This window comes from Marinomonas algarum (genome assembly GCF_020532605.1).
GTDB lineage: Bacteria > Pseudomonadota > Gammaproteobacteria > Pseudomonadales > Marinomonadaceae > Marinomonas > Marinomonas algarum.
In genome coordinates, this window is record NZ_JAJATW010000009.1 from 1 (window position 1) to 26,387 (window position 26,387).

Sequence of the window (26,387 nt, forward strand, 5' to 3'; positions counted from 1 at the left end):
GGCTTCATAAAACTCACCGATTCTGCAACTTTTTGGGCCTTACACTGTATTTACAGCAAGATTTAGACATAAACTATCTAATAAAAACACAATAAATTCAATAGGTTGAGAGTTATTCAGGGACAACACTTTAGTGATAGAGAGGATTCAGCGTCTTTCAGAAAAGTCGTTTTTTTTTATAAGAAAGTCCGACTCATTTATTAAAATCGTTAGCTGGTTGTGTTCTTGCGCCGAAATGGGGAGAAAAAAGGAGAAATGCGTATAAGTGGGGCATTGGGGGTGCTAGAGAAAAGGTGTTAGCGTCCACCGAATTGTTTTTGGTATTTTAGCGGCGTAATGCCTAATACCTGTGAAAAAACATTGGTCATAGCACTTTGACTAGAGAAGCCACACATTTCAGCCACTTGGATCGGTGGTGTGCCTTGTGCCAATAAAGACTGTGCTCGTTCAAGGCGTTTGCGCATCAAATATTGGTGGGGCGTGATGCCGGTTCGGTCTTTGAAACGTTCATGAAACTGACTGACGCTTAAAAAGCAAAAGTTCGCCAGTTGGTCGATATGAACCCGTCGCGATAAGTTTAATTCGATAAACTGATCAAGCTTCTCAATATCAAGCTGATTGCCTCGGGTACGCACATCTTTGTTGTTGATTTGATGACGGATTGCGCTGAGTAAGGTGTTGCCACAGGCGCGCGCCAACATCATGTCGTTAGGATACTGTTGCAGCTCACCCGATAAAGCCGATGCGAGAATTTGCAGTCTCGGGTTGAGCTGAAAATACGCCGCTTGATCAAATAAGCGTGAGACCACCTCGTATTCTTCATCGGTGATGCTCTTTTGTGGTGGGATGGGCAGGTTGACCACCATCACGCGGTTTTCACCCAGACCGGCGAAGGCATGACTGTTCTCTGACGGCAGGATACAGCCTTCGCCAGTTTGCAATTGTTTGCCTTGTATATCAAAGTCGGTGTTGCCATCAAGCACGACCACCAGCTGGTGGTAGTCGTGTTCATGGGTATCCGCTTCGTTTGGCAGGCTGAGAATGTCGGAATCAGACTGGGTCAAAATCGGCCTTTGCTCAATCAACGAATGACGACATGCGCCAAGGTTAGTATCAAAATAAAAAGTATAGTCGCAATTAAGCGTTTATACGAATAACAAGGTTGCCTAGGGCACCGGTTTTCATCACATCCTCATGGGCTTGTGGTAATTCACTTAGCGCATAGGTGTGACGAATCACAGGTCTAAGTACGCCTTTTTCAAACAAAGGGCGCAAAGCTTTGGCAATTAAGGCTAATTCTGCTGGTGTAACATTGGCTAATGCGACACCGACAACAGAAGCATCACGCGCCATTAAATCGCGAGGATTAATTTCTACTGTACCACGGTTACCAATCACCGCGACGCAGCCGCCAAACGCCAAGGCTTTGAGATCTTGATCAAGGTTATGATTGGCCAGCATTTCGATGATGACATCAAAGCCGGTTTCCAAGGTTTGAAATGGGGCTAAATGGTCGTTTTCGTTGTGCATAATAACCGTCTGTACGCCTTGCTGGCGCAGCAATTCTGCACCCGCTTCGGTACCGGAACTGGCGACAACGTCCATACCTGCTGCAAGTGCAAGCTGAACCGTGGCGATGCCTACGGCACCCGTTGCACCATGTACTAAGACTTTATCACCCGCTTTGGCGTGAGCACGACCAAATAACGCGCGGTGTGCTGTGGTATAAGGCACACCTAGGCAAGCGCCTTCTTCAAAAGATAAGGCATCCGCCAGTGGGTAAGTGTGCGTCATGTTGCAGACAGTAAACTCAGCGGAAGACCCGCCTTGATTTCGACTGAAATACACCCGTTGACCGACCTGAAAGCCAGTGACTTTTGAGCCTACCTCGACCACAGTGCCTGCCCCATCGGACCCAGGCGTGTGAGGAAAGTTGGCCTTGTAGTTATTCACCCCAGAGCGAATGTAGGTGTCGACGGGGTTCACCCCAGCAGCCCCCACTTTGACTAGCAACTGATCATCGTTAATGGTGGGTTGATCCGTGTCTGTTAGCGTTAAATCGCTCGCAGGGCCGTAGTCTTTCATCTGCATGGCTTTCATATGTGTATCCTAACGTCATAAGTGGTTGTTTTTGTTTTCCCTGTTCGTTTAGGCGTCCATGTGTCGATGATTAATCTGCATAAACCTGTTCAGGCAACCAAGTGACCAGTTCAGGCCAAATGGACAGCATCAATAATACAAAGACTTGTATCAAAATAAAGGGCAACACGCCTTTATAAATGGCTTGTGTTTTCAGCTCAGGTGGCGCGACACCACGAAGGTAAAATAACGCAAAACCAAAAGGTGGGGTTAAGAATGACGTTTGTAAGTTAATCGCCATCATGATGCCTAACCACACTGGATCGAGTCCCATCGCTAAGAGAACGGGCGCGACAATAGGCACAACGACGAAGGTAATTTCGATAAAGTCCAAAATGAAGCCAAGGAAGAACATCAGCAACATCACGACGATCATCGCACCAACGACACCGCCAGGTAATTGAGAGAAGAAATCTTGAATCAGTTCTTCGCCGCCAAAGCCTCGGAATACCAAAGAAAAAAGAGAAGCACCGATCAAGATCATAAACACCATAGAGGTGACCTTGGTGGTGGAATACACCGCATCTTTTAAGGTGGGCAGGCTTAATTTACCACTGACCCAAGCTAAGATAGCGGCACCCAATGCACCGACGCCAGCCGCTTCGGTTGGTGTGGCCACACCGCTCAAAATAGAACCCAATACGGCGAAGATCAATAATAAAGGGGGAACTAAGCCCTTGATCAGTTGCAAAGCAAGAGGCTCGTCTGATCCGCTTCGTAATTCGTCACGAGGCACGGCAGGGGCTTTATGAGGCTGCAACCAAGCCACAGCGATAACATATACAATGTATAAGCTGACGAGAATAAGCCCTGGGATCAGCGCGCCGACAAACAAGTCGCCCACGGAAATGGTTTTAGGGGAGAAAATTCCCATCTCAAGCTGGGCTTTTTGAAACGCGTTCGACATCACATCGCCCAGCAAAACCAAAGCGATCGATGGCGGAATGATTTGCCCGAGTGTCCCTGTGGCGCAGATGGTGCCAGCGGCCAAAGAGGGATCATAGCCACGACGCAACATAGTCGGTAAGGAAATCATCCCCATGGTGACGACCGTTGCACCGACAATGCCGGTACTGGCGGCCAGTAGCATGCCCACTAAGATAACGGAAATACCCAAGCCGCCTCGTAAGCTACCAAACAACATTGCCATGGAATCCAGCAGACGCTCTGCCAATTTGGACTTTTCGAGCAACACGCCCATCAGTACGAACAGCGGTACGGCGATCAGGGTTTCATTGCCAATGATACCGAACAATCGGTTGGGTAACGCTTCTAAAAACACCCCATCAAAGGTACCGACAAGAGAACCGACAGCCGCGAAAATTAAGGCGGTACCACCAAGAGAAAACGCCACAGGATAGCCAAACAACAGGCACACACAGACACCGGCAAAGAGCCATAAAGGAATAAATTCAGCCATTAGTGTTGTCCTTTCTTTGTTGCGGTGATGACGCCGATATTTTTAAAGATGTCCGCTAATCCTTGCACTATCAAACTGACCATCATGATAGGAATCAGTGTTTTTAATAGGTAAACAAACGGTAAACCGCCAGGCTCGGGTGATGTCTCCAGCACGCGCCAAGAGGCACTGATGTAGTCGAGGCTTAGGTACGCGGTGTAGAGGGTGAAAGGCAATAAAAAGAAAAGGCCGCCCACAATGTTGACCCAAGCTTTTTTTGTCACCGAAAAATCACGGTAAAAGACATCCACACGAACGTGCTCATCGTCTTTAAATGTGTAAGCTGCGCCTAACATAAAGACCATAGCATGGAGATACAGCACTGACTCTTGCAGAGCAATGGAGCCGATATCAAAACCATAGCGCAAAAGAACGACGAGACAAGTAAGCAGCATCATCGCCAACGTGAGCCAAGCAACACACCTTCCCATAACATGGGAAACCGCCTCGGCCGAACTGACCAGTTTGTTTAACATTAAAATACCCACAGTGTTTAATCATGATTGTCAGATTTTATGCCTGTTTATTGTAGGCTTAATTATTAGTAGGCAAGGGCGCCTCGTGAAATCTGGAGCGCTAGTTTATGGGATATCGCCACGCTTGGGAATAATGAAGGCGGATCAAATCCAGCTTACTGACGTTCTCTGTGATATTCGTTTGTTTTAAGGGGAGGGCGCGAGGTTTTTTTCGGCACCGACTCAACCATGAGCGGTGCACTTTATGATTTAAATTTGAGCAATAGACTTAAAAATCGGGCCGCTTTAACCCAAGGTGATCTCTCAAAGTAGCCCCTTTGTATTCGGTTCTAAACAAGCCCCGTTGTTGTAATATGGGAATGACTTGATCGACAAAATCTTCTATCCCATTTGGTAAGGATGGCGGCATAAGATTAAAACCATCCGCCCCTTCATGGTGAAACCAATGCGCCATCTTGTCGGCAATGTGCTCCGGTGTGCCCACCATGGTGCAATGACCCCCACCGGCGGCGAGGCGACCAAGCAGCTGTCTTAGCGTGGGGTTTTCAGTTTCGATAATGCGTAAGATGGTTCCATAGCGACCTTTTGGGCCATTAAATTCTTCAAGAGAGGGGAGGGCGGGAACCGGTGCATCCAGATCCCAGTGAGTACAATCTTGCTCAATAAATGTGCCCAATTGTTTTAAAGAGGATGCCACAGGCAGTAGTTCATCCAACTCACGTTGTTTTGCTAAGGCTTCTTCTTCCGTTGCGGCAACGTAGGTGACAAGTCCTGGCATGATAGGAGCTGGGCGACGCCCCGCCACTTTTACCGCTGCATTTACCTTTCTATAATAATCTTGTGCGGCGGGTAAATCATAAGCAACGGCATAAATAGCTTCTGCGCATTTAGCGGCTAATGCAATGCCCTGATCCGATGCGCCTGCCTGAAATAACACGGGATTACCTTGAGTAGATCGTGGCACATTTAATGGCCCATCCACCAAGAAAAACTCACCATTATGATCGATTGGACTTACTTTACCGGGGTCGGCATATTGTCCTTGGCGATCGCATTTAATGGCATCATCACGCCATGAATCCCATAACTTGATCATGACATCAGCAAACTCTTCTGCACGACGGTATCGGTCAGCGTGAGCAGGCATGGACTCATACCCATGATTACGGGCTTCGGCATCAAACATTGAGGTAACCAAATTCCAGCCAACGCGCCCTTTCGAAATATGGTCTAGGGAAGCCAATAAACGCGCGGCATGAAACGGTGTGTAGAACGTACTGGAGATGGTGGTAATCAAGCCTATTTTTTCGGTGGCACGACTCATAGCCGAAAGTGTGGTGATTGGCTCCAAATACCACAGGCTGTTCTCATTGATGTCACCAACAGAGTGACCATCTGCAAAGAAAACGGCATCTAATTTACCGCGTTCAGCCGTTTGCGCCAGCTTTTCGTAATAGCCGATGTCGCCCATACGTTCAATTGACGAGTTTGGGTGTCGCCATGCGGCTCTGTGATGGCCACAACCAAATAAAAACAAATTGAGGTGCATCATTCGTGATGCTTGCGTTGCCATTAGCCTTTCACCAATCCGCCGTCTACCACAAGGTTCTGTCCAGTGACTGAACGAGACCAAGGGGAAGCGAAGAATAAGGTGGCATCAGCAAATTCAGCCGGTGTTGTGACGCGTCGCAACGGGGTAGAAGCGGCAATATAATCGAAGACTTCTTCCGGTGTTGAAGCAGAGGCATCAGTGGTGCGTAATAAGCCACCGGATACCATGTTGACCGTGATGTTATCAGGGCCTAAATCGTTGGATAAGGTGCGAGTCAATGACAACAGCGCCGCTTTACCTGCGGTGTAATCATGATAAGGAACCACAGGGTTTTGGAATAAATTGGTACCGATATTAATGATGCGGCCAAACCCTACTTCGCGCATGCCTGGCAATGCGGCTTGAGTGGTATAAAGTGCGCCACCCACCACGCCTTCTAGCTGCTGATGGATGTGCTGCCAGCTAAGTTGGTCCGCGTTAGGACGGGCATCACCATTAAAGGAAAATTTGGGTAGGGCATTATTAACGACGGTTGTAACAGGACAGCCAAAGTGTTCACGCGCTTTAGCAAACATGGCATTGACCGCTGCTTGATCGCTCACATCGGCTTGTATAGCAAAGGCTTGATCTGGCGCTTCGGCGACTAACTTATTTGCCGCGTCTGCACTGGTAAGATAATTGATGACAACGTTTGCGCCTTCACGTAAGTAGGCTCGGACTAATTGCTCGCCTAATCCGCGAGCACCGCCCGTAACGAGAACAAGTTGTTGGTTTAAATTGAATGAGTTTGACATATCGACCTCTTATAAAAATGAGGCGAAGGCAGAAGCTGGCCTAGCAGTTTGGCTGACATCCCTTCGCCAGTATTAACTGGAGCAGGTTCAACGGGTGTAATCTCAGCCTTTTATTAAGGCACCCCGTGTCTGTTTTAAAACTATAACAAAAAATATCGTTTAGAAGCGTTTTTATTTTTTAAATACTTTTTCCAAAAATTCAGCCTTTAACATATCTGTCACATTGCCTCTTTATAGTACGAATTATTGAACGAGCCATGAGCATCCGCTCATAACTATTTGACTATAACCATTGGGGTTTATGTGATGAAAAAACTAGTTGCAAGTTTAGCGATGACCGCAGCAGTCGGCGTTTCTGTTAATGCTTTTGCTGACGTTGATTCAAATTTAATGACTTATACCAAATCGAGCGGTGTATCAGGCAATATTTCAAGCATGGGTTCTGATACCTTAGCGAACTTGATGACCTTGTGGGCGGAAGACTTCAAGCGTTTATACCCTAATGTGAACATTCAAATTCAGGCAGCGGGTTCTTCTACTGCGCCACCAGCATTGACGGAAGGCACATCTAATTTCGGTCCTATGTCTCGCATGATGAAAGACAAGGAAATCGCCGCATTTGAGAAAAAATTTGGTTATAAGCCAACAGCGGTTCCCGTTGCTATCGATGCATTAGCCGTTTTCGTACACAAAGATAACCCAATCAAAGGCTTGTCTCTTCCTGAAGTAGACGCCATTTTTTCTTCGACTCGTAAAGGTGGCCACAGTGAAGACATTACTAACTGGGGCAAAGCGGGTCTAACGGGCGCTTGGGCGAATCGCGACATTCAGTTATTTGGTCGTAACTCGGTGTCTGGCACATACGGCTATTTTAAAGACAACGGTCTTTTCAAAGGAGATTTTAAGAACAGTGTTAACGAGCAGCCTGGTTCTGCGTCGGTAGTACAGTCTGTTTCTACGTCTCTTAACGGTATTGGTTACTCAGGTATCGGTTACAAAACGTCTTCTGTTCGTGCTTTACCTCTTGCTAAAAAAGAAGGCGATGCGTTTATCGAAGCAACAACAGAAAACGCCGCAGCGGGTAAATACCCACTGTCTCGCTTCCTTTACGTTTATGTCAACAAAGCCCCTAACAAACCGCTTGAGCCACTACAGCGTGAATTCGTGAAAATGGTGATGTCGAAAATGGGTCAAGAAGTAGTTGTCAAAGATGGCTACGTTCCTCTACCAGCAAAAGTAGCGGATAAATACCTAACCACATTGGGTATTAAGTAAGCGTACTTGGCGATACGGATGATAACCAAAAGCAGGATGGCGTAACGCTCTCCTGCTTTTCGTTCCCCTCTCCCTGTCATAAAATTGTCACACAAAGAAGATGAATTCGGATGACTACACCCACTGACCATCGGATGCCGGAGTTGGATTTCAATACCCCAGCTTTAAAGCGTCACCGTAAACTTCGAGCGTTAAAAGATCGCGTGGCTGGAATGGGCATTGCCGTCGGCGGCAGCAGCGTCATTTTAGCGGTACTGTTGATCTGCTTTTACCTCCTGTATGAAGTTGCGCCACTGTTTTCCAACGCATCGATTGACGCCAGAGCCAGTTACTCCCTACCGGCGGAAGAACAGGGCGATAGCCTCTATCTTGCGATGGAAGAACAATCTGAAATTGGTATGCGAGTCGCCAGCAACGGCAGTATCGTATTCTTTTCAGTGGAAGAGGGTACGGTCATTAAAACCGTCCCTAACCCGCGTGATCAGGCGATTACAAGTTTTACGGTAGAGTCCGACACCAGTCGTTTGTTAGCGTTTGCTTACGAAGACGGTGCGGTGTTGATTTCAAAACATGACTACAGAACGTCCTATCCAAATGGGGAACGACACATTACCCCCGTTGTTGAATACCCTTACGGAGAGGCCGCCATTAAGGTGGCAGACTTTCCTATTCAACACCTTGCCATTCGTGATGGCGACGATGGTTTGACCATTGCCGCGTCGGGTGCGTCAGACAGTGCGATTTTAAAAGTCACCAAAGACGTTAACTTCATCACTGAAGAAGTGGAATTGACTGAACAGCGTGAATCGCTGCCTTTTATCGAGGATGTTCAGAGTGTATTAGTCAGCGGTAATCAACGCTCTTTATATGTTGCGACCCGTACCGGTGAACTCAGCGAATTTGATTTACGTGACTTTGACAATATTACGCTAAAAGACACCATCCCCCTTTTAGAAGAAGGGACCCATCTAGTTTCTATGCGTTATCTCGTGGGTAAATCCTCAGTGATGGTGGCCGATTCTTCAGGTCGTGTGAGCCAGTGGTTTAACGTGCGTGATGACGACACCAATGAAGAAACACTGCACTTTATTCGTGATGTGAAGCAGCCGATTGCCTTAGTAGACATGGCCATGGAGCAACGCCGCAAAGGGTTTGCCACACTGGATGAGCGGGGGCTGGTCGCCATTTATAACGCGACATCAACGCGCCAGGTGATCGACGAACGCTTAAGCGACGAGACCGCGCGTCTGATCAGCTTTGCTCCCCGTGCCGATAGCCTATTGCTGGAAGACAGCAAGGGGATGAATGTCTACCACATTGATAACGAACACCCCGAAGTGTCTTGGTCGTCCATCTGGGGCAAGGTCTGGTACGAAAGTTACCCAGAAGAAACCTACACTTGGCAGTCCTCTTCAGCCAGCAACGACTTTGAACCGAAATACAGCTTGATGCCACTGGCCTTCGGGACGATTAAAGCGGCATTTTATGCCATGTTGATGGCGGTGCCTTTGGCGATTTGTGGGGCGATTTACACGGCGTATTTCATGGCACCGGCACTGCGTCGTAAGATCAAACCCGTTATCGAGCTGATGGAAGCCTTGCCAACGGTGATTCTGGGGTTCTTAGCCGGTTTGTTTTTTGCGCCTTTCTTAGAAGAAAACCTAGCGGCGACTTTTAGTATTCTGGTGGTGTTACCGGTGGGCATCTTATTGTTTGCGTATCTTTGGTCACGTTTACCGACGAGTCTTCGTTGGCTGGTACCGGAAGGTTGGCAGCCGTTGTTGTTAATCCCGGTAATCGTTTTTCTGGCGTGGTTCTGCCTAGCGATGAGCCCCATTATTGAAGTGGCTTTCTTCGGCGGTAATGTTCGCGGCTGGATCACCAATGACCTCGGCATTACGTTTGACCAACGAAATGCCCTTGTGGTCGGTTTTGCCATGGGCTTTGCCGTGATCCCGACTATTTTCTCCATCACCGAAGACGCGATTTTTAGTGTGCCAAAAGCGCTAACGCAAGGCTCGCTTGCCTTAGGCGCAACGTATTGGCAAACCATGACACGCGTTGTATTGCCAACGGCCAGCCCAGGGATCTTCTCGGCGGTGATGATTGGTATGGGCCGTGCGGTCGGTGAAACCATGATCGTCTTAATGGCGACGGGTAATACACCGATTATGGACTTTAACATCTTTGAGGGTATGCGGACGTTGGCGGCGAACTTGGCGGTGGAAGTGCCGGAATCTGAGGTGGGCAGTTCGCACTACCGTATCCTTTTTTTAGCCGCGTTTGTGTTGTTTATCTTTACCTTTGTGGTCAACACCATCGCGGAAACCGTGCGTCAGCACCTACGCAAAAAATACGGGTCGCTATAATGAGTACTGAGATGAAAATGCAGAAAAAGTCCGTTTCCGAGTGGGTGAAATCGGGTGATCCGTGGGTATGGCTAAACGCCGGTGCGGTGGCGATCTCCGTCATCATGGTGGTGGGCTTATTGTTATTGATTGCGGTGCGTGGTTTAGGGCACTTTTGGCCGGCTGACGTGATGCAAGCCACTTATTCTCTACCGGGTGAAAAGTCGTACACCATCGCCGCAGAGCGGGTCGAAAGCGTCGAAGTGACCTCGGCTCAGCTACGTGAAGCCGGTGTGCAACTGCCGGCTGACGATGATGAATTCCTGCAACGTACGTTATTAAAAATGGGTAACCGCGATGTCTACGGGGCGGATTTTGGTTGGGTATTGGACAAATACCTAAGCGACATTCAAACCCCAGAGATGCTGTTTGCGGCGGAGCGTCATGAATGGGGCAATTTATATGGCTATTTGATGGCGGTAAAAGAAGACGGTCAACTCGTCTCTGAAACGTCTGATGTGACGGCCACCGCATCGGCATTGGCGACGTGGGTAATGTTTGAGAAAAGCATTGAACGCGCCACGGCGATCCATGATGACATCAAAGACATCGAAAAATACGACATCGGCAAGATTAACCATGCCCTTGAGCGTATTCGCCTTAAACAGCGTCGATATGAATTAAACGGTGAACTAACTCCTGCGGTGGAAGCCGATCTTGCTGCCGAACGCGCTCAATACGATGAGGAATACAAAGGTTTGCAAGCGAATCTCGCCGCGCTTTATCAGCAAATCAACCGTGACTCTTTCGTGGTACGGGTGATGGATGGCACAGAGCATGAGATGCCGGTGTCTAAAATCGTTCACGCGTTTCGTCCGAATGCTATGTCGGTCATGGACAAACTGGGTTTTTACTTTGTCAAAGTGTGGGATTTTTTAAGCGACGAACCTCGTGAAGCCAACACCGAGGGTGGGGTGTTCCCAGCGATCTTCGGTACCGTGATGATGGTGCTGCTAATGACGGTCTTGGTTACCCCTTTTGGTGTGGTCGCGGCGATTTATTTACGTGAATACGCCCCTCAAGGGATCGTGACTCGAGTGATTCGTATCGCCGTGAACAACTTAGCGGGTGTGCCGTCCATTGTGTATGGTGTGTTCGGTTTGGGCTTCTTTATCTACTTCTTAGGTTCCGGCATTGATCAGGCATTCTTCCCAGAAGCCTTACCGTCTCCGACATTTGGTACGGGTGGCTTAATGTGGGCCTCGGTGACGTTGGCGTTACTGACGGTGCCTGTGGTGATTGTGGCGACGGAAGAAGGCTTGTCTCGTATTCCGCGCAATGTACGTGAAGGTAGCCTGGCATTGGGCGCAACCAAGGCCGAAACCTTATGGCGAGTGGTGTTGCCGATGGCAAGCCCTGCCATTATGACGGGGGTGATTCTCGCTGTTGCACGGGCGGCCGGTGAAGTGGCGCCCTTGATGCTGGTTGGGGTGGTAAAACTTGCGCCGTCTCTGCCGTTGGATGGTAATTACCCCTTTATTCATCTAGACCAAAAATTCATGCACCTAGGTTTTCATATTTACGATGTGGGTTTCCAAAGTCCAAACGTTGAAGCCGCACGACCTCTGGTCTATGCAACGGCGTTATTGTTGGTGATCGTTATTGCCTTGCTTAATTTATCGGCCGTCACCATTCGTAACCACCTACGTGAAAAATACAAATCGCTGGAAATGTAAGCAGCCAAGAATAGACGATTCGAAGAAGAGACTAGTATGAGCAACGTAAAAACACACTCTATTGATATTTCAGCCATGCAACGTGATCAACAGGCGTTGTCCATCGAAAACGAAAAAGTTTGCTTATCAGTAAAGGATTTACACCTTTATTACGGTGAAAAAGAAGCGTTGAAAGGGGTAAATATGATTATCCCTGAGAAGAAAGTCACCGCCTTTATCGGGCCATCCGGTTGTGGTAAATCTACATTACTGCGTTGTTTTAACCGCATGAATGATCTGGTGGACAGCTGTCGTATCACTGGAGAAATCAATCTACACGACAACAACATCTATTCAAAAGGCACGGATGTGGCGGAGTTGCGTCGTCGTGTCGGCATGGTGTTTCAAAAGCCAAACCCGTTTCCAAAAAGCATCTATGAAAACGTGGCCTATGGTCTGCGTATTCAAGGCATTAACAAGAAACGCTTGTTAGACGAAACCGTTGAGTGGGCACTGCGTTCAGCCGCGCTATGGGACGAAGTCAAAGACCGTTTGCATGAAAGTGCGTTAGGCATGTCGGGCGGTCAGCAGCAACGTTTGGTGATTGCCCGTACTGTGGCGGTAAAACCAGAAGTCTTGTTGTTGGATGAACCGGCCTCAGCGCTTGATCCTATTTCCACCTTGAAGATCGAAGAACTGATTCACGAGCTGAAAAACGAATTTACCATTGCGATTGTGACACACAACATGCAGCAGGCGGCACGTGTCTCTGACTACACCGCCTTTATGTATATGGGTGACTTGGTCGAGTTTGGCGACACCAATACCTTGTTTACCAACCCTGGTAAGCAGCAAACGGAAGATTACATCACGGGCCGCTACGGCTAGGCGGAGGACGCATTATGAAAGAGTTAACCACAGATCATATTTCTCAGCAGTTTAACAACGAACTGGAATTGCTTCGTCAACACTTTTTGACCATGGGTGGCGTGGTTGAAAATCAAGTGCAAGACGCTGTACAAGCTCTGTTGGACGCCAATGGTTCGTTAGCCGAAGACGTGAAGGCTCAAGATACGACGGTCAATCAACTGGACGGTTTGATCGATGAAGAATGCCGTCGAATTCTAGCCAAACGCCAGCCAGCCGCATCGGATTTACGCATGATTTTATCGATTAGCAAGGCGGTCAGTGAACTGGAGCGTATGGGTGATGAAGCAAAGAAAATCGCCAACTTGACGCTTAACTTGATCAACGAAGGGGAATCGCCCCGTGGCTATGTGGAAATCAACCGTATCGGTCAAATGGTGTCACGAATGATTCACGATTCTTTGGACGCCTACGCGCGCTTGGATTTGGAAGCGGCAGTAAAAGTGGCCAAACAAGACCGTGCGGTCGACCAAGAATACAACACCGCCATGCGCTCTCTCGTCACTTACATGATGGAAGACCCACGCAGTATTTCTCGGGTAATCAATGTAATTTGGGTGTTGCGCTCTTTGGAGCGTATTGGCGATCACGCACGTCATACCTGTCAGCATTTGATTTTTATGATTAAGGGCATCGATGTGCGTCATGTCAATGTGAACGAGTTGTCCGCTGACATGAGTAAAAAATAAGTAATAGGCTGATTTTTCAGCAAGCACCGGTAGGCGATTGAGTGAATTTTGTTATGATCGCTTTTTCGTTTATTCGGTGCAAATAACCATGTTTACCCCAGAAATTGACGCGACCGCGTCTCCTGAATCTTCCTACTCACCACTCAATGCACAACTGGCGTCGCTTTTATCGGGTGAGCGCGATCTTATCTGTAATGCGGCTCAGCTATCCGCGTTTATCATGCAAACCGTTCCTGATCTAAACTGGGCCGGTTTTTATTTTGCCCGTGGGGAAGAGCTGGTGTTGGGTCCTTATGTTGGCAATGTGGCTTGCACTCGTATTCCTTTTGGTCGAGGGGTGTGTGGTAAGGCTGCGAGCACTCAAGACGTTCAGCGTGTTGATGACGTTCACGCCTTCGATGGGCATATTGCTTGTGATGCCGCATCAGCGTCAGAATTGGTCATTCCTATTGTCGTGGCAGGCAAGCTGGTCGCCGTGTTTGACATTGACAGCCCTAACGTGGCGCGCTTCAGTGACGTCGATCAAGCGGGTCTGATGGCGTTTGTGTCGACCTTTGTTGATGCCACCGACCTCACTTGGTCTATTTAAGAATACTGAACTTAAGGGTGCTGAGCGTTAAGAAAATACGCTTCTAATTCGGCCAACGAGGCCGTGAGCAAACTGGGTAAGCGGTCTATGATGGCTTGTATACCTTGCTCTTCTTGTTGAGCGGCCGCCGACTCGATGAGTTGGCATTGTGTTGCCATATCGCTTAATCCCATATTCAGACTGGCTGACTTAAGCGAATGGCTGGCTTCCCGTAGCGCGGCATGGTTTCGCTCTGTCCACGCTTGTTGTAACAACGGCATTTTTTCGGCGCTGTCTGCCTCAAACGCCAAACGAATGTCGTTGACCATACTGGTGCCGAGAACCTCGGTCAATGAATTCAAGTGCTGAGTATCAATCATCTGTGTTGTCCTTAAGGGAAGCAGAAAAAGTGGCGTGTGAAGTGGTGGGTGGACACCGTGAGTGCTCGGTGAAAAGTGGTGCGATCAGTGCGTCCAGTGATGCTTGCATCAATGGAAAGTGCACCGGGATGACATAATCTGGTGCGTGTTCGATTGCTTGAGGGTGGTAGCTTAAAACAGGGCAGCGACGCTTTTTCCATAAATGAAGCGCATCGTCGCCTTCCCGAGTAAATCGTGCGGTATTGCCCAGGATAACAAGGTCACAGTCTTGATATTCTTGCAGACTGCCTTCTTGTGTCACGATGACATCCATATTGAGGTCGTTTAAATAAAGCTGCCAAGTGTCTGCTAGGTGTGCGTCAGTTTCAATCACTAAGGCTTTGCTTTTATCTGGACAAGAAAAGGCAACATTTTGGCTTACATGGCTGGCCGTTGATGGATAAAAAGGGATGTTTACCCAAAATTCACTGCCTTTCTGCTGAGTGCTGGAAAAGTGCATTTCCCCCTTCATCAGATAAATTAAGCGATGACATAAGGCCAAACTCAAACCGACCTGATTGGGTGTCGGGCTGTTCTGTGGTACGGGCAAAGAAGGGTTGGCTCTAAGGTGTTGTTGGAGCTCACGGGACATGCCTTGTCCCGTGTCTTTCAGTACAATTTGTAAAAAGCCGATTTCTTTGCCGTTGTCGCTTGAACGCCCTAGCGAATGCGTCAGTGGTGCAGCACGAACTTGCATACACAGACTGCCAGCGGCGGTATGGGCAATGGCATTTTGCAATAGAGCAAGCACGATGTCTTTGAGTTTAGGGAAGTCCAAACACAATTCTTTTGGCAATTGAGGGTCAATATAAAGCATGCCTTGTAAGGCTTTGCGGGATATTTGTCTTTCAACCGAGGTAAAGCAGGCTTCAATATGCGGTCTCAGCGGCTCGGTGTTAGGGTGAAAATCCCATTGTTTTGCATCCATTCGTGCTAAATCAGACAGCATTTCGATGGTATGAAGCAGGGCATGCCCCGATTCTTCAATATGGCGGGATAGGGTGACAGAATCTTGTGGCGTGGTGTGCTTTAACGTGTTGGCCACACTTAAAATGGCATTAATGGGAGAGCGTATTTCTTGATGAATATAAGCAAGCATGTTGGCTTTATCATCCTGCACCGATTGCACATCGGTCAGCATGGTTTTGTTTTGTCGATGGCTGCGTCTGAGCTCGTCCACACTGCGTATGACAAAAAAGCATAGAAACAAAAGGCAGGCCAGTAGGGCCGTAGAGAGTAATTTAATGTGATCGAGGTTGGTTTGTAATAAGCGTCTTTGATCCGTAATGTACTCGTTACTGGCCTTGTTCACCAAGGTGACAAATTCATTGATTTGTGGGTCAATGTCTTCAATGCGTTCAATTAAACTGGGTAAATAGGAAAGGTCACCACTTTCAATTTTAGACAGCTGAAAACTCATCAACTCTAATTCCCCGTTGATGATGTTTAATAGCCGTGTGATGCGACCACTTTCAAAATTTCGAACCAATTCACCCACTTCACCGCGACGTAATAGGTCAACACGACTCATTAATAAATCGTACTCAAAAAAAGCCTTGTCCTGAGGTTCGGGCGTCGTTGCATCCAAGCGCACCAAATAGTTTAAAAATCGATACGTTTGGACTTGTAACTGCAAAGCGTTCCATAAAGCACTTTCAAATACCCGTCGACCGTTGTTTTTTGAGCTATCGCTGGTGTAAGAAATGATGCCGAACACCGCCAAAGCGATCAACATAATAAGCGTAATGAACGCGTATAATAGGTTGTTTTTAAACTTTGAAAGCCAAGGTTTAGGCTGGCGCAACGCCATGATGTTATTCCTTTACGATCATAGGTGTGATGTGTGAGATCTGCCAAATGGAGCGGCCATAAAACGTTTCAGACTTAAGCTCAGGGCGCTCATCAAAAGGGTAGATTACCATGATGGGGCCTAAATTGCGGACACTCATGGGGTGACCGTCGATGTGCGTGGCCAATATTGCCTGAGATTCAATAAAATCACGAATAGGAATTTCTGTCATATAGCGGTTTAACGCGGTGACCTTTAATAGATTGGCTTGGCTGTTGGCCACGGCCAACAGGTCTACAGCCGACACGCCACGGTAGGTATGACGTCCTTGGGTCCAAGGGTTGTGGGTGGTGACTTCGTATTGAGGCAAGCGTTCTAACATCGCGAGATCAAAGGCCATGGCTTGTGACGCTGAATCTTTGAGGGTCTTATCCATGGTCAGTATCACGGAACCCTCTGGTGTATCGTTTGCGTAAGATGCGGGCAAACACAAACCAAACAACAAAACGGCTGAAAACATCGTATACTGAATCCACTGTACCAACATGGTTTATTCCTTACTGATCACTAAATCGGCACATACTAATCGGTCATCCCCTGCAAAAACATTTAGATTTGTAAAGCAGGGGCATGGTGAGGGTTAGGCTGGAATGTCTTCCAGTCGTGAGCAAGCGACCTGATGGTCATCAGACACAGGGTACAAGCGTGGTTTCTGCCCTTGACACACGTCAGTCGCATGGGGGCAGCGCGTGCGAAAGACACAACCGGACGGTGGGTTAATCGGCGACGGAAGATCCCCTGTTAACAGTTGAATGCTCTTATTGCGCTCTATTTGGGGGTCGGGCACCGGCACGGCTGACATCAAGGCTTTGGTATAAGGGTGCTTGGGCTGAGCGTATAATGAATGCTTGCTCGCCAGTTCCACAGGGTTGCCTAAATACATCACCAACACACGGTCTGAGATGTGTTTGACCACACTTAAATCATGGGCAATAAACACCAAGGATAAATTCATTTCTGCTTGCAGTTCTTTGAGCAAGTTCACCACTTGGGCCTGAATGGACACATCCAATGCCGATACCGGCTCGTCGCAGACGATCAGTTTGGGTTTGAGAATTAAGGCGCGGGCGATGCCGATACGTTGGCATTGGCCACCGGAAAATTCGTGTGGGTAGCGATTAATAACGTTAGGCAAAAGACCAACGCGATCCATCATCTGGCGCACCGCCTCTTTCACTGTTTGTTTTGACCAATCCGGATGAAAGGTGTGAAGCGGCTCAGCAATAATATCGCCCACGGTCATACGTGGATCAAGAGAGGCTAAGGGATCTTGAAAGATCATTTGCAACTCTTGGCGCTTGTCACGCATCTGTTTTTTGTCGAGTTCGGTTAAATCTTGACCGAGCCAAACCACATTGCCCTCGGTGATGGGCACAAGGCGTAACAGCGCACGGGCTAAGGTGGATTTACCACAACCCGATTCGCCCACCACGCCTAGGGTTTCTCCTTCATAAAGCGTCAGATCAACACCGTCAACAGCTTTCAGAGCGTGGCCTTTTTGCCACGGCCAAGCGTTGTCGGATTTGATGTTAAAATGCACTTTTAGATTGCGTACTTCCATCAAGGTTTTCTGAGTCTGCATTATACGGCCCATCCTTCGGTTGGTTTATGGCATGCGGCTCTTTGTCCAGAAGCAAAGGTGTCTAAACGCGGTGCTTGAGTGAGGCATTGCGCCCGAGCAAATTCGCAACGCGCTTCAAATGGGCAACCTGCCGGTAAGTTGAGCAAATTCGGTGGGTTGCCAGGAATGGTGGCCAGTAAACCGCTGTCGCTATCAAGACGGGGAATGGCTTTTAATAAGCCTTGCGTATATGGGTGTGTTGGATGGTAAAAAATATCTTCTGCGGTGCCGTATTCCATGGTTTGTCCCGCGTACATTACCAGCACCTTGTCACACAAACCGGCCACCACACCAAGGTCATGAGTAATCATGATGATCGAGGTATTAAAGTCGCTTTTTAACTCGTTTAACAAGGTCAGGATTTGCGCCTGAACCGTAACATCAAGTGCGGTGGTGGGTTCGTCGGCAATGAGCAATTTAGGTTGGCACAGCAATGCCATAGCGATCATGACCCGTTGGCGCATGCCGCCGGAAAACTCGTGCGGGTACATGGCCATGCGTTTGCGCGCTTCGGGCATTTTAACCGCGTCGAGCATCTTAACCGACGCTTCAAACGCCTCGGCTTTTTTCATGCCTTTATGCAAGGTGAGTACTTCGATCAGTTGCTCCCCCACCTTCATATAAGGGTTGAGGGAGGTCATCGGATCTTGGAAGATCATGGCAATGTCTTTTGAGCGTATGCGGTTCATCGCCTTGTCACTCAGCGATAAAATGTTATCGCCTTCAAAACGGGCTTCGCCTTGAATGTTACCGTTTTTGGCCAGCAATCCCATGAGGGCAAACGCGGTTTGGCTTTTGCCTGAGCCTGACTCACCGACAATGCCTAAGGTTTCCCCTTGCCCCAAGGTAAAGTTGAGATTATTGACGGCTGTTACTGTGCCATCTGGGGTATGAAAGGCGACCTGCAAGTTGTCGACTTCGAGCAAGTTGGTGTCGCTGTTTAATGCTTTGTCCAATAACATAAAGCCTCCTTAGCGGTCTTTCGGGTCAAGCGCGTCTCGTAAGCCGTCGCCGAGGAAGTTAAAACAAAATAAGGTCACCACAAGGAAACCTAATGGCCAAGCCAGTTGCCAAATAGCGATTTCCATATTTTGAGCGCCTTCAGAAATCAATGCCCCCCAGCTGGTCATGGGTTCTTGTACCCCTAATCCTAAGAAACTGATGAAGGATTCCAATAAGATCATGTTGGGCACCAAGAGGGTGGCGTACACCACCACGATGCCGAGCACGTTAGGTACGATGTGACGGAGAATGATTTTCGGTGTCGACACGCCACAGGCGTAGGCGGCTTCAATGTATTCTTTATTTTTTAAACTCAGGGTTTGACCGCGTACGATTCTGGCCATATCGAGCCAAGAAATGGCGCCAATAGCGACGAAAATCAAAAAGATCTGACGACCAAACAGTGTCATCAAGATGATCACGAAAAACATAAAGGGAAAGGAGTTGAGAATTTCAAGAAAGCGCATCATCACACTGTCCACACGGCCACCGATGTAGCCCGATGTGGCGCCATACAGGGTGCCGATCACAATCGCCACAATACTGCCAAGCACCCCTACCAGCAAAGAGATTTGCCCTCCCTGCATGGTGCGCACGAAAATATCGCGCCCCAGGGTATCGGTACCAAAATAGTGGCCATTTTCTAGACTGGGGCGACCTAAAACAGAAATATCCGATAAGGCTTCCCAGTCTATATCGTCGTATTGCCATTGGCTAAACAGCGGGCCTAGCAGAGCAATGGCCGTAATTAGGCCTAATACAATTAAGCTGACCACCGCAGCGTGATTGGAAAAAAAGCGGCGACGGGCATCTTGCCATAAACTGCGACCTTCAATGTCTACCACTTCCTGGGCAAACTGTTCAACGGCCTGAACGTTGTCTTTATTGGTAATCATAATGATAAGGCCTTAGTAACGAATTTTCGGATCAATGAGGGCATATAAAACATCCACCACAGCATTGAAAAGAATGGTAAGCGTGCCGACCAAAATGGTCACACCCATTACCATGGAGTAATCTCGATTGAGTGCGCCATTGATAAAGTGCTGACCAATCCCGCCAGTGCCAAAATACACATCCACGATCACCGAGCCGGTGATGATGCCGACAAACGCCGGTCCAAGGTAGGAAATAACGGGCAGCATAGCGGGGCGTAAGGCATGCTTAAAAATAATACGATGTTTCGGTAAGCCCTTAGCTTTGGCGGTTCGGATAAAGTTGGAGTGCATGGTTTCGATCATGCTACCGCGGGTAATACGCGCGATTTGCGCAATGTAGCTGGTGGACATGGCAATCACCGGCATCACCAAATAAGGCCAGGCACCGCCGTTCCAACCACCGGGTGGCAACCACTGGTTGTAGATGGAGAAAACGAGAATACATAAGGGAGCCAACACAAAGTTAGGTAATACAATGCCCAAATTGGCCACAGCCATCACACTGTAATCGACCCAAGAGTTTTGACGTAATGCGGCAATGACCCCACACCCGACGCCAATGACCAATGCAACAAGAAATGACCAAAGACCAATTTCTGCAGAGACCGGAAAGCTTTGCGCAATGAGTTCGTTGATAGTGAAGTCTTTGTAACGAAAAGAAGGGCCTAAATCCCCTTGTAACAGGCCACCTAAGTAATAAAAAAACTGGTTAATCACCGGTTCGTCTAGGTGATACTTGGCATTAATGTTGGCCAACACTTCTGGCGGCAAGGTGCGCTCTCCAGAAAAAGGGCTACCGGGAGCAGAGTGCATCAAGAAAAAAGACACAGTGATTAATACTAGTAGGGTCGGAATGGCCTCTAGTATACGTTTGAGAATAAACGTCAGCATAAAAATAGTACCGGGCTAGAAATGACCCAGTGGCCGATCAACGTATCGGCACTGGGTAGGGTTTGTGCTACGTACAGGGCAGGTTAGTGCTTAATAATGTACATATCGCGTGTGTAAATGCTGTCTTCTGGGTTCGGAGAGTAACCACCGACATACGGTTTTACCAAACGCTTGGTGGTGTATTGGTAAATAGGGGCGACGGCCATGTCTTGTTCAATGGCAATGGCTTCCGCTTGGTTGTAATTTTCAGAAGGGTTTTGCAGGGTTTTGGCGTCGGCCAGTAAACGGTCGTATTCCGCATTATTGTATTTGCCGTCGTTGTTACCGTGGGTCGAGGTCAATAAATCCAGCATGGTAGACGCTTCGTTGTAGTCCCCAATCCAGCCAGCACGAGCGATGTCAAACTGCTGGTGCTTTTTGGTCTCTAGGTAGGTTTTCCACTCTTGGTTTTCGAGGGTCACACTGACGCCCAAGGTTTTTTTCCACATAGACGCCACAGCAATGGCGATTTTTTTGTGGTTTTCATTGGTGTTGTAAAGCAGGTTAAAAGACAACGGATTGCGCTTATCAAAACCAGCTTCTTCCAACAGAGCCTGTGCTTTTTCATTACGCTCTTTCTGTGTCCAAGTCGCGTATTCTGGTGTGGCAGGGTTAAAACCATTCACAACCTCTGGCGTGAAAGAGTAGGCCGGTAGTTCCCCTGTGCCCGTGACGAATTTGGTAATCACGTTGCGGTCGATGGCGTAAGATAAGGCTTTACGCACGCGAACGTCATCATAAGGCGCTTTGGTCGTGTTAAATTGATAATAGTATGTGCCTAACATGGGCGTGACGACGACTTGCTCTGGGATGTCGCGCTGTAGCTGTTTGAAATGGTCATTTGGCAGTTCATAACTTAGATCCATTTGCCCAGCCTGGAAGCGTTTAAGCTCGGCATTAGGCGATTCAATTGGCAAAAAGGTCACTTGATTAATGACGGTTTTGTCATCGTTCCAGTAATGGCTATTGCGTGAAAAAACCATCTTTTCGTTAACGATCCATTCGTCCATCTTATAAGCACCGTTGGAGACGATGTGCTCGGCTTTCGTCCAATTACTGCCCCATTTCTCAATGGTTTTCTTTGGGGCTGGGAACATGGTTTGGTGGGCGGTCATTTTAACGAAATAAGGTACGGGGCGATCCAATGAGACCTGAAAAGTATAGTCGTCTAATGCTTTGACGCCTAAGGTACTTGGCTCGGCTTCCCCATTAATGATTTTTGACGCATTGGTAATGGAAGGGATTTCGATAAACCAAGCGTAAGGCGATGCAGTCGCAGGGTCTACAGCGCGGGTGAAACCATAAACAAAGTCATGGGCGGTAACCGGGTCGCCGTTCGACCATTTTGCATCTTGGCGTAGGGTGAACGTATAAAGTGTATTGTCTTCGTTGGCGGTATAGCTTTTTGCTACGCCAGGTACCAAGTTACCCTCACCATCTAAATTATAAAGGCCTTCAAATAAGTCGCGCGCTCGTGCTGAGCCCGGTGTGCCTTCAATTTTCTGTGGGTCTAAAGTCGCTGGTTCAGAACCGCCACCACGGACAAGGTCTTGTACGTCAGCCAGCTCTGTTCCAGCAGGGACGTTAGCGGCATAGGATGGTGCTGTTATTAGGGTAGAGGCCAGAATTGCGCTGGCAAGCAGTGTTTTTTTCATTTTCTTAGTCCCTTTATTTGTCTGTTTCTAATTATTTAATAATGTTCTTAGTTTGTTGAAATTCCTGACACTTTCATCATTCCCCAAAGCACAAAAGCCTACAATCGAAATTCCGTATCAGGCTATACGTTGCCTAAAGGTTAGGGGGTAAAAAGCGTCTATGGCGATAGACCTTAAAAAAGCCTCAATCCCCCGTAGACACAGGCTTGATTCGGTGAGTGTGTTGTGGAGCCGACCCTAGGACCGTGATATTCTGTGTGTATCATAAACATTGAATTTAAGGTAAACGGCATCGTGATCTCACATCCATTTAAAGCCGCTGGGGCATTTCTTAAAGCATTTCCCTTGGTGTTATCAAAAGAGTTAAGGCTGTTCATCTTGGCGCCCTTGTTGGCGAATTGCCTATTGGTTGGCTTGCTGTACATGGTGGCGTTCAGCTATTTCCAGACATTGATGGACTCCGCGATGGGGTATTTGCCTGAGTGGGTGTTTTTCTTAGAGTGGCTGTTTAAGGTGATTTTTGCCGCCATTATTAGTGTGTTGTTGTTTTACAGCTTTTCGGTCGGGGTCAATATTTTAGCCGCGCCCTTTATGGCATTTCTGGCGGAAAAGGTAGAAGAAAAAGAAACGGGTAAGGTGTTTGATGAAACCTTGAGTGCCAGTGTGATTATGACGATTATTGTCCGCAGTTTGCAGCGTGAATTACAAAAGATTCTGTACTTTTTGCCACGTTTTATCTTGTTACTTTTGTTGTCGTTTATTCCTCTTGTGAATGTGATTGCACCGGTTTTGTTGTTGCTGTTTTCGATGTGGATGCTGTCTTTGCAGTATATGGATTATGCCTTTGATAATAATAAGGTCACGTTCCATGACATGAGAATGAGCCTACGCACCAAGCCTTTATTGTGTTGGACATTTGGTGCCATTGTGATGGTGGCTTTGACCATTCCTTTGTTTAATTTGTTCGTGATGCCGATTGCCGTTGTGGCGGCAACCCTGTTATGGATTTCAGTTTTTCGAGCGCAACATGAGAGCTATTCTACTTTATTGGATCGTAAGCACGGAGCGTTATGATGAGTGTAAAAATTTTAGTAGTGGATGATGCGTCTTTTACACGTGATTTGATTCGTCGCACCTTACGCAAACAGTTTCCTGCCGCGGAAATTGAAGAAGCCATTAATGGCCGCAAAGCCCAACAAATGATGACAAAAACAGCGTTTGATATGGTGTTATGCGATTGGGAAATGCCAGAAATGACGGGCGTTGAATTGCTTAAGTGGTGTCGGGAGCAACCGAATTACAAAAAAGACACCGTGCCTTTTGTGATGATCACCAGCCGTGGTGACAAAAGCCATGTAGTGGAAGCGGTACAATCAGGCGTGACGGATTACCTTGGCAAGCCTTTTTCCAGTGATCAGCTGGTCAGTAAGGTCACAGCAGCGGCGAAAAAGCACGGTCTTGAAGCGCGCTTGACAGCACAAAAATCTCGTCAAGCCAGTCATTCCGGTGGTGTCGGCGCTGCGTCGTTGGATGTACTGATGGGAGCGGGAAAATCGGCACAGGTACAGGCAACGAAGTTTGCTTCACCTGAAACGTCGGCAGCATCGCCTTCCAGCGTTATGTCAACCACAGGGGCAAAAGACGTAAAAATTCCCACTTTAGTGCGCTTTGAGGGCAAACAGTTTCGTTGCATGGTGATTCAGTTTAGCAAAACAGATGCGACCATGTTCATCAAGAGCGATGACGTTGTGCCGCAGGTGTTAGGGCAAGCGGTGTTGGATTTAGAGTTTTCTGGTCAAGTTAACCGCTTGAATTATTTTGTACAATCCGTTGCCACCACAGAAAAGAAACACGACTCGACATTTTTGACCGTTGTGTTGAACTTGATTGACCAAGACAGTGAAAAAGAGGCCTTTGTCCAGAAGCTGTTCGACAGCTTATAACAGCGAATTATTCAAGCTCAACGGGTTGCGCAGGTATGTTGTCAGTACGGGTTCGACTGGCGGGGAAGTGACAAGAAAACGTACTGCCTTGGCTTAGTTGACTCTGAATGTGCAGTTTGGCGTCATGGTGTAGCAAAACGTGTCTGACAATGGCTAAGCCTAATCCCGTTCCTCCGGTTTTTGAGCCGCGACCTTTATCGACACGAAAGAAACGCTCGGTCAAACGCGGTATGTATTGTGGGTCAACGCCAATACCAGAATCTGTCACTGAGAACACACCGCTGACCTCATCAGATTCCCAACTCACATTGATATTACCGCCATCGGGTGAGTACTTAATAGCGTTCACAATTAAATTAGAAAACGCGCTATAGAGTTCTTTGTAAGAGCCATATAAACGGGCATTTTCTGGTATAGCCAGTGATAAATGATGGGTTTCCGTCAGCATAGGCGATGTCGCACTGGCGATGGCTTCCATCATGCCTAACAGGTTATGCCACTGATTCTCTTCTCGCTTATCGTTGCTTTCTAGACGCGACAACAGCAACAAATCTTCAATGAGATGTTCCATCCGATCCGATTGTTCAGACATGTTTACAATGCCTTTTTGCATGCTTTTCGGTAGGCTGTCTTTGAACATATCCAGTGTTTCTAAATACCCTTTGATGACGGTCAGTGGGGTTTTAAGTTCGTGGGACGCGTTGGCCACAAAGTCTTTACGCATCTGTTCTAGTAGGTGCAAACGCGTGATATCACGGATAAAGATAAGGTGGTCGTTTTTATCGTAGAGTGTGGTCTGGATTTCCAAATACACACCATTTTTCGCGGGTGATTTGATGATTAGAGGTTCACCAAAACGCTTTTGATTGAAATAACGGAAAAAGTCTGGATTGCGCAGTATGTTGGTAATGGCTTGACCACGATCGACAGGACGAACCAAACCAAGCAAGTGGGCTGCAGAGTTATTCCACCATTCTAGGTTGCCCTGATTATCCGCCATGATCACCCCTTCTTTCAGGGCTGTGGTGGATCTTTCAATACGTGTTAAAGCTTGGCGCATACGACGCTTGGATTTACGTTGTTTTTTCTGTAAGCGATACACGGAATCAAACACTTCACCCCAAATGCCCGCTGCTTCCGGTGGTGCGGCTTTACCCGAGTAACGTAACCAATTATGAAATTGATAAAGCTGATACAGCTGCCAATACAGAGAGCCTAAAACATACAGCAGTATGACCGCGAGTATTTGATTAAGAATAAAACCAATTACAAGACAGGCAGCGAGACCAGTCAACCAGGTTATCAGGGTGTTGCGCCACACTTTTTTCATAGAGACCTTTGTGCAGAAAAGCGGTAGCCCGTGCCTCGTACGGTTTGTATCAAGTAGTCATGGGTACTGCCAATGGCTTTGCGTAAACGACGAATATGTACATCGACGGTACGTTCTTCAACATAGACATTGCCGCCCCATACCTGATCCAACAATTGCGCTCTAGAATAGGCGCGTTCTTGGTGGGTCATCAGGAATTTAAGGAGGCGGTATTCGGTTGGCCCCATATCTAAAGGGCGTGTTCCTATGGTAACGCGCTGGCTGATTGGATCAAGCACCAGATTATCAATTTCGATGGGTTCATCCACACCTTGAGGAGTAGCGCGTCGTAATACGGCTTTCAGACGTGCAACGAGCTCACGAGGGGAAAAAGGCTTGGTGATATAATCATCTGCCCCGACTTCGAGGCCTTGAATCTTATTGTCTTCTTCACTTTTTGCGGTCAGCATGATGACAGGGATTTCTGCCGTTGTAGCGTCTTTTTTCAGTCGGCGAGTCAGTTCGATACCACTGCCGCCAGGCATCATCCAGTCCACTAAGATCAGATCAGGGCGATGATCAACCACGATCTCGTGGCCTTGCTGGATGTTTTCTGCTTCTAAATATTCGTAGCCCGCCATTTCTAAGGCGATGGCAATCATTTCACGGATAGACGATTCGTCGTCTATGATTAATACTTTTTTAGCGGTCACAGGCTTCACCTTCACGTCAGGAATGCTGTTATTAAAGCGATCTTATGTGACAATTCAATGACATTG

Annotated in this window: 24 protein-coding genes and 1 riboswitch; of the genes, 8 read left to right on the plus strand and 16 right to left on the minus strand. The window is 47.8% G+C overall.

Annotated features, from left to right (window positions below):
• Positions 1-296 precede the first annotated feature (296 nt).
• From LG368_RS07295 to LG368_RS07320, 6 genes are all read right to left on the minus strand, one after another.
• Positions 297-1,064 carry a helix-turn-helix domain-containing protein gene (locus LG368_RS07295; protein ID WP_226754078.1) on the minus strand — a complete coding sequence of 256 codons (768 nt, stop codon included), beginning with the start codon at positions 1,062-1,064 and terminating at the stop codon, positions 297-299.
• Between the two features lie 73 nt (positions 1,065-1,137).
• Positions 1,138-2,100 (minus strand): NADPH:quinone reductase, encoded by a 963-nt coding sequence (locus LG368_RS07300; RefSeq protein ID WP_226754079.1) that lies wholly within the window; start codon positions 2,098-2,100, stop codon positions 1,138-1,140.
• A 70-nt stretch (positions 2,101-2,170) separates the two neighbouring features.
• On the minus strand, positions 2,171-3,559 hold the full coding sequence (locus tag LG368_RS07305) for a TRAP transporter large permease (RefSeq protein ID WP_226754080.1): 1,389 nt from the start codon (positions 3,557-3,559) through the stop codon (positions 2,171-2,173).
• The gene (locus tag LG368_RS07310) at positions 3,559-4,074 is read right to left on the minus strand and encodes a TRAP transporter small permease subunit (RefSeq protein WP_226754081.1); all 516 of its coding nucleotides are present in this window, start codon (positions 4,072-4,074) and stop codon (positions 3,559-3,561) included. Before LG368_RS07310 ends, LG368_RS07305 begins: the two co-directional genes overlap by 1 nt.
• A gap of 268 nt (positions 4,075-4,342) precedes the next feature.
• Complete coding sequence (locus LG368_RS07315; RefSeq protein WP_226754082.1) at positions 4,343-5,647, minus strand: LLM class flavin-dependent oxidoreductase; 1,305 nt, start codon at positions 5,645-5,647, stop codon at positions 4,343-4,345.
• A complete protein-coding gene (locus LG368_RS07320; protein ID WP_226754083.1) occupies positions 5,647-6,420 on the minus strand; it encodes a 3-oxoacyl-ACP reductase in 774 nt (257 codons plus the stop codon). Before LG368_RS07320 ends, LG368_RS07315 begins: the two co-directional genes overlap by 1 nt.
• Positions 6,421-6,461: 41 nt before the next feature.
• Positions 6,462-6,556, minus strand: a riboswitch (TPP riboswitch).
• A 170-nt stretch (positions 6,557-6,726) separates the two neighbouring features.
• On the opposite strand from LG368_RS07320, the gene LG368_RS07325 reads away from it, so the two are divergent.
• The 6 genes from LG368_RS07325 (at position 6,727) to LG368_RS07350 (ending at position 13,963) form a co-directional block, all read left to right on the plus strand.
• A complete protein-coding gene (locus tag LG368_RS07325) occupies positions 6,727-7,695 on the plus strand; it encodes a PstS family phosphate ABC transporter substrate-binding protein (protein ID WP_226754084.1) in 969 nt (322 codons plus the stop codon).
• A gap of 110 nt (positions 7,696-7,805) precedes the next feature.
• On the plus strand, positions 7,806-10,064 hold the full coding sequence (locus LG368_RS07330) for an ABC transporter permease subunit (protein ID WP_226754085.1): 2,259 nt from the start codon (positions 7,806-7,808) through the stop codon (positions 10,062-10,064).
• Positions 10,064-11,779, plus strand: coding sequence for a phosphate ABC transporter permease PstA (gene pstA / locus LG368_RS07335; RefSeq protein ID WP_264194005.1), 1,716 nt, complete (start codon positions 10,064-10,066; stop codon positions 11,777-11,779). The genes LG368_RS07330 and pstA overlap by 1 nt, the downstream gene beginning before the upstream one ends.
• A 36-nt stretch (positions 11,780-11,815) precedes the next feature.
• Complete coding sequence (pstB, locus tag LG368_RS07340; RefSeq protein WP_276572996.1) at positions 11,816-12,646, plus strand: phosphate ABC transporter ATP-binding protein PstB; 831 nt, start codon at positions 11,816-11,818, stop codon at positions 12,644-12,646.
• A 14-nt stretch (positions 12,647-12,660) separates the two neighbouring features.
• Positions 12,661-13,374, plus strand: coding sequence for a phosphate signaling complex protein PhoU (gene phoU / locus LG368_RS07345; RefSeq protein WP_226754086.1), 714 nt, complete (start codon positions 12,661-12,663; stop codon positions 13,372-13,374).
• Positions 13,375-13,462: 88 nt separating this feature from the next.
• Positions 13,463-13,963 carry a GAF domain-containing protein gene (locus LG368_RS07350; RefSeq protein WP_226754087.1) on the plus strand — a complete coding sequence of 167 codons (501 nt, stop codon included), beginning with the start codon at positions 13,463-13,465 and terminating at the stop codon, positions 13,961-13,963.
• An 11-nt stretch (positions 13,964-13,974) separates the two neighbouring features.
• Here the strand turns inward: LG368_RS07350 and LG368_RS07355 are convergent, their stop codons facing one another.
• The 8 genes from LG368_RS07355 to LG368_RS07390 all read right to left on the minus strand — a co-directional run bounded on the left by LG368_RS07355 (position 13,975) and on the right by LG368_RS07390 (position 22,356).
• Positions 13,975-14,322, minus strand: coding sequence for an Hpt domain-containing protein (locus LG368_RS07355; RefSeq protein WP_226754088.1), 348 nt, complete (start codon positions 14,320-14,322; stop codon positions 13,975-13,977).
• Positions 14,315-16,171 (minus strand): sensor histidine kinase, encoded by a 1,857-nt coding sequence (locus tag LG368_RS07360; protein ID WP_226754089.1) that lies wholly within the window; start codon positions 16,169-16,171, stop codon positions 14,315-14,317. The genes LG368_RS07355 and LG368_RS07360 overlap by 8 nt, the downstream gene beginning before the upstream one ends.
• Positions 16,172-16,175: 4 nt before the next feature.
• Complete coding sequence (locus tag LG368_RS07365; protein WP_226754090.1) at positions 16,176-16,697, minus strand: putative pterin-binding protein; 522 nt, start codon at positions 16,695-16,697, stop codon at positions 16,176-16,178.
• Between the two features lie 93 nt (positions 16,698-16,790).
• Entirely contained in the window at positions 16,791-17,792 is a 1,002-nt protein-coding gene (gene oppF, locus LG368_RS07370; protein ID WP_276572997.1) for a murein tripeptide/oligopeptide ABC transporter ATP binding protein OppF, read from the minus strand.
• Positions 17,792-18,793: an oligopeptide ABC transporter ATP-binding protein OppD gene (gene oppD / locus LG368_RS07375; RefSeq protein ID WP_226754092.1), complete on the minus strand. Its 1,002-nt coding sequence runs from the start codon at positions 18,791-18,793 to the stop codon at positions 17,792-17,794. The genes oppF and oppD overlap by 1 nt, the downstream gene beginning before the upstream one ends.
• Positions 18,794-18,802: 9 nt before the next feature.
• Positions 18,803-19,729 carry an oligopeptide ABC transporter permease OppC gene (gene oppC, locus LG368_RS07380; RefSeq protein ID WP_226754093.1) on the minus strand — a complete coding sequence of 309 codons (927 nt, stop codon included), beginning with the start codon at positions 19,727-19,729 and terminating at the stop codon, positions 18,803-18,805.
• A 12-nt stretch (positions 19,730-19,741) separates the two neighbouring features.
• Positions 19,742-20,662 (minus strand): oligopeptide ABC transporter permease OppB, encoded by a 921-nt coding sequence (gene oppB, locus LG368_RS07385; RefSeq protein WP_226754094.1) that lies wholly within the window; start codon positions 20,660-20,662, stop codon positions 19,742-19,744.
• 83 nt (positions 20,663-20,745) lie between these two features.
• Positions 20,746-22,356, minus strand: a complete 1,611-nt coding sequence (locus LG368_RS07390) for a peptide ABC transporter substrate-binding protein (RefSeq protein WP_226754095.1) — start codon at positions 22,354-22,356, stop codon at positions 20,746-20,748.
• A gap of 294 nt (positions 22,357-22,650) precedes the next feature.
• On the opposite strand from LG368_RS07390, the gene cysZ reads away from it, so the two are divergent.
• A complete protein-coding gene (cysZ, locus tag LG368_RS07395; RefSeq protein WP_226754096.1) occupies positions 22,651-23,430 on the plus strand; it encodes a sulfate transporter CysZ in 780 nt (259 codons plus the stop codon).
• Positions 23,430-24,299, plus strand: a complete 870-nt coding sequence (locus tag LG368_RS07400; RefSeq protein ID WP_420827962.1) for a response regulator — start codon at positions 23,430-23,432, stop codon at positions 24,297-24,299. Before cysZ ends, LG368_RS07400 begins: the two co-directional genes overlap by 1 nt.
• A 7-nt stretch (positions 24,300-24,306) precedes the next feature.
• Here the strand turns inward: LG368_RS07400 and phoR are convergent, their stop codons facing one another.
• Both phoR and phoB read right to left on the minus strand, forming a co-directional pair.
• Positions 24,307-25,629: a phosphate regulon sensor histidine kinase PhoR gene (gene phoR, locus LG368_RS07405; protein ID WP_226754098.1), complete on the minus strand. Its 1,323-nt coding sequence runs from the start codon at positions 25,627-25,629 to the stop codon at positions 24,307-24,309.
• Positions 25,626-26,321 carry a phosphate regulon transcriptional regulator PhoB gene (gene phoB, locus LG368_RS07410; protein ID WP_226754099.1) on the minus strand — a complete coding sequence of 232 codons (696 nt, stop codon included), beginning with the start codon at positions 26,319-26,321 and terminating at the stop codon, positions 25,626-25,628. Before phoB ends, phoR begins: the two co-directional genes overlap by 4 nt.
• Between the last annotated feature and the right edge of the window lie 66 nt (positions 26,322-26,387).

Coding starts and splice junctions, on each gene's coding strand:
- LG368_RS07300 (WP_226754079.1), bottom strand. CDS start 2,100: ATGAAAGCCATGCAGATGAAAGACTACGGCCCTGCGAGCGATTTAACG.
- LG368_RS07305 (WP_226754080.1), bottom strand. CDS start 3,559: ATGGCTGAATTTATTCCTTTATGGCTCTTTGCCGGTGTCTGTGTGTGC.
- LG368_RS07310 (WP_226754081.1), bottom strand. CDS start 4,074: ATGTTAAACAAACTGGTCAGTTCGGCCGAGGCGGTTTCCCATGTTATG.
- LG368_RS07315 (WP_226754082.1), bottom strand. CDS start 5,647: ATGGCAACGCAAGCATCACGAATGATGCACCTCAATTTGTTTTTATTT.
- LG368_RS07320 (WP_226754083.1), bottom strand. CDS start 6,420: ATGTCAAACTCATTCAATTTAAACCAACAACTTGTTCTCGTTACGGGC.
- LG368_RS07325 (WP_226754084.1), top strand. CDS start 6,727: ATGAAAAAACTAGTTGCAAGTTTAGCGATGACCGCAGCAGTCGGCGTT.
- LG368_RS07330 (WP_226754085.1), top strand. CDS start 7,806: ATGACTACACCCACTGACCATCGGATGCCGGAGTTGGATTTCAATACC.
- pstA (WP_264194005.1), top strand. CDS start 10,064: ATGAGTACTGAGATGAAAATGCAGAAAAAGTCCGTTTCCGAGTGGGTG.
- pstB (WP_276572996.1), top strand. CDS start 11,816: ATGAGCAACGTAAAAACACACTCTATTGATATTTCAGCCATGCAACGT.
- phoU (WP_226754086.1), top strand. CDS start 12,661: ATGAAAGAGTTAACCACAGATCATATTTCTCAGCAGTTTAACAACGAA.
- LG368_RS07350 (WP_226754087.1), top strand. CDS start 13,463: ATGTTTACCCCAGAAATTGACGCGACCGCGTCTCCTGAATCTTCCTAC.
- LG368_RS07355 (WP_226754088.1), bottom strand. CDS start 14,322: ATGATTGATACTCAGCACTTGAATTCATTGACCGAGGTTCTCGGCACC.
- LG368_RS07360 (WP_226754089.1), bottom strand. CDS start 16,171: ATGGCGTTGCGCCAGCCTAAACCTTGGCTTTCAAAGTTTAAAAACAAC.
- LG368_RS07365 (WP_226754090.1), bottom strand. CDS start 16,697: ATGTTGGTACAGTGGATTCAGTATACGATGTTTTCAGCCGTTTTGTTG.
- oppF (WP_276572997.1), bottom strand. CDS start 17,792: ATGCAGACTCAGAAAACCTTGATGGAAGTACGCAATCTAAAAGTGCAT.
- oppD (WP_226754092.1), bottom strand. CDS start 18,793: ATGTTATTGGACAAAGCATTAAACAGCGACACCAACTTGCTCGAAGTC.
- oppC (WP_226754093.1), bottom strand. CDS start 19,729: ATGATTACCAATAAAGACAACGTTCAGGCCGTTGAACAGTTTGCCCAG.
- oppB (WP_226754094.1), bottom strand. CDS start 20,662: ATGCTGACGTTTATTCTCAAACGTATACTAGAGGCCATTCCGACCCTA.
- LG368_RS07390 (WP_226754095.1), bottom strand. CDS start 22,356: ATGAAAAAAACACTGCTTGCCAGCGCAATTCTGGCCTCTACCCTAATA.
- LG368_RS07400 (WP_420827962.1), top strand. CDS start 23,430: ATGAGTGTAAAAATTTTAGTAGTGGATGATGCGTCTTTTACACGTGAT.
- phoR (WP_226754098.1), bottom strand. CDS start 25,629: ATGAAAAAAGTGTGGCGCAACACCCTGATAACCTGGTTGACTGGTCTC.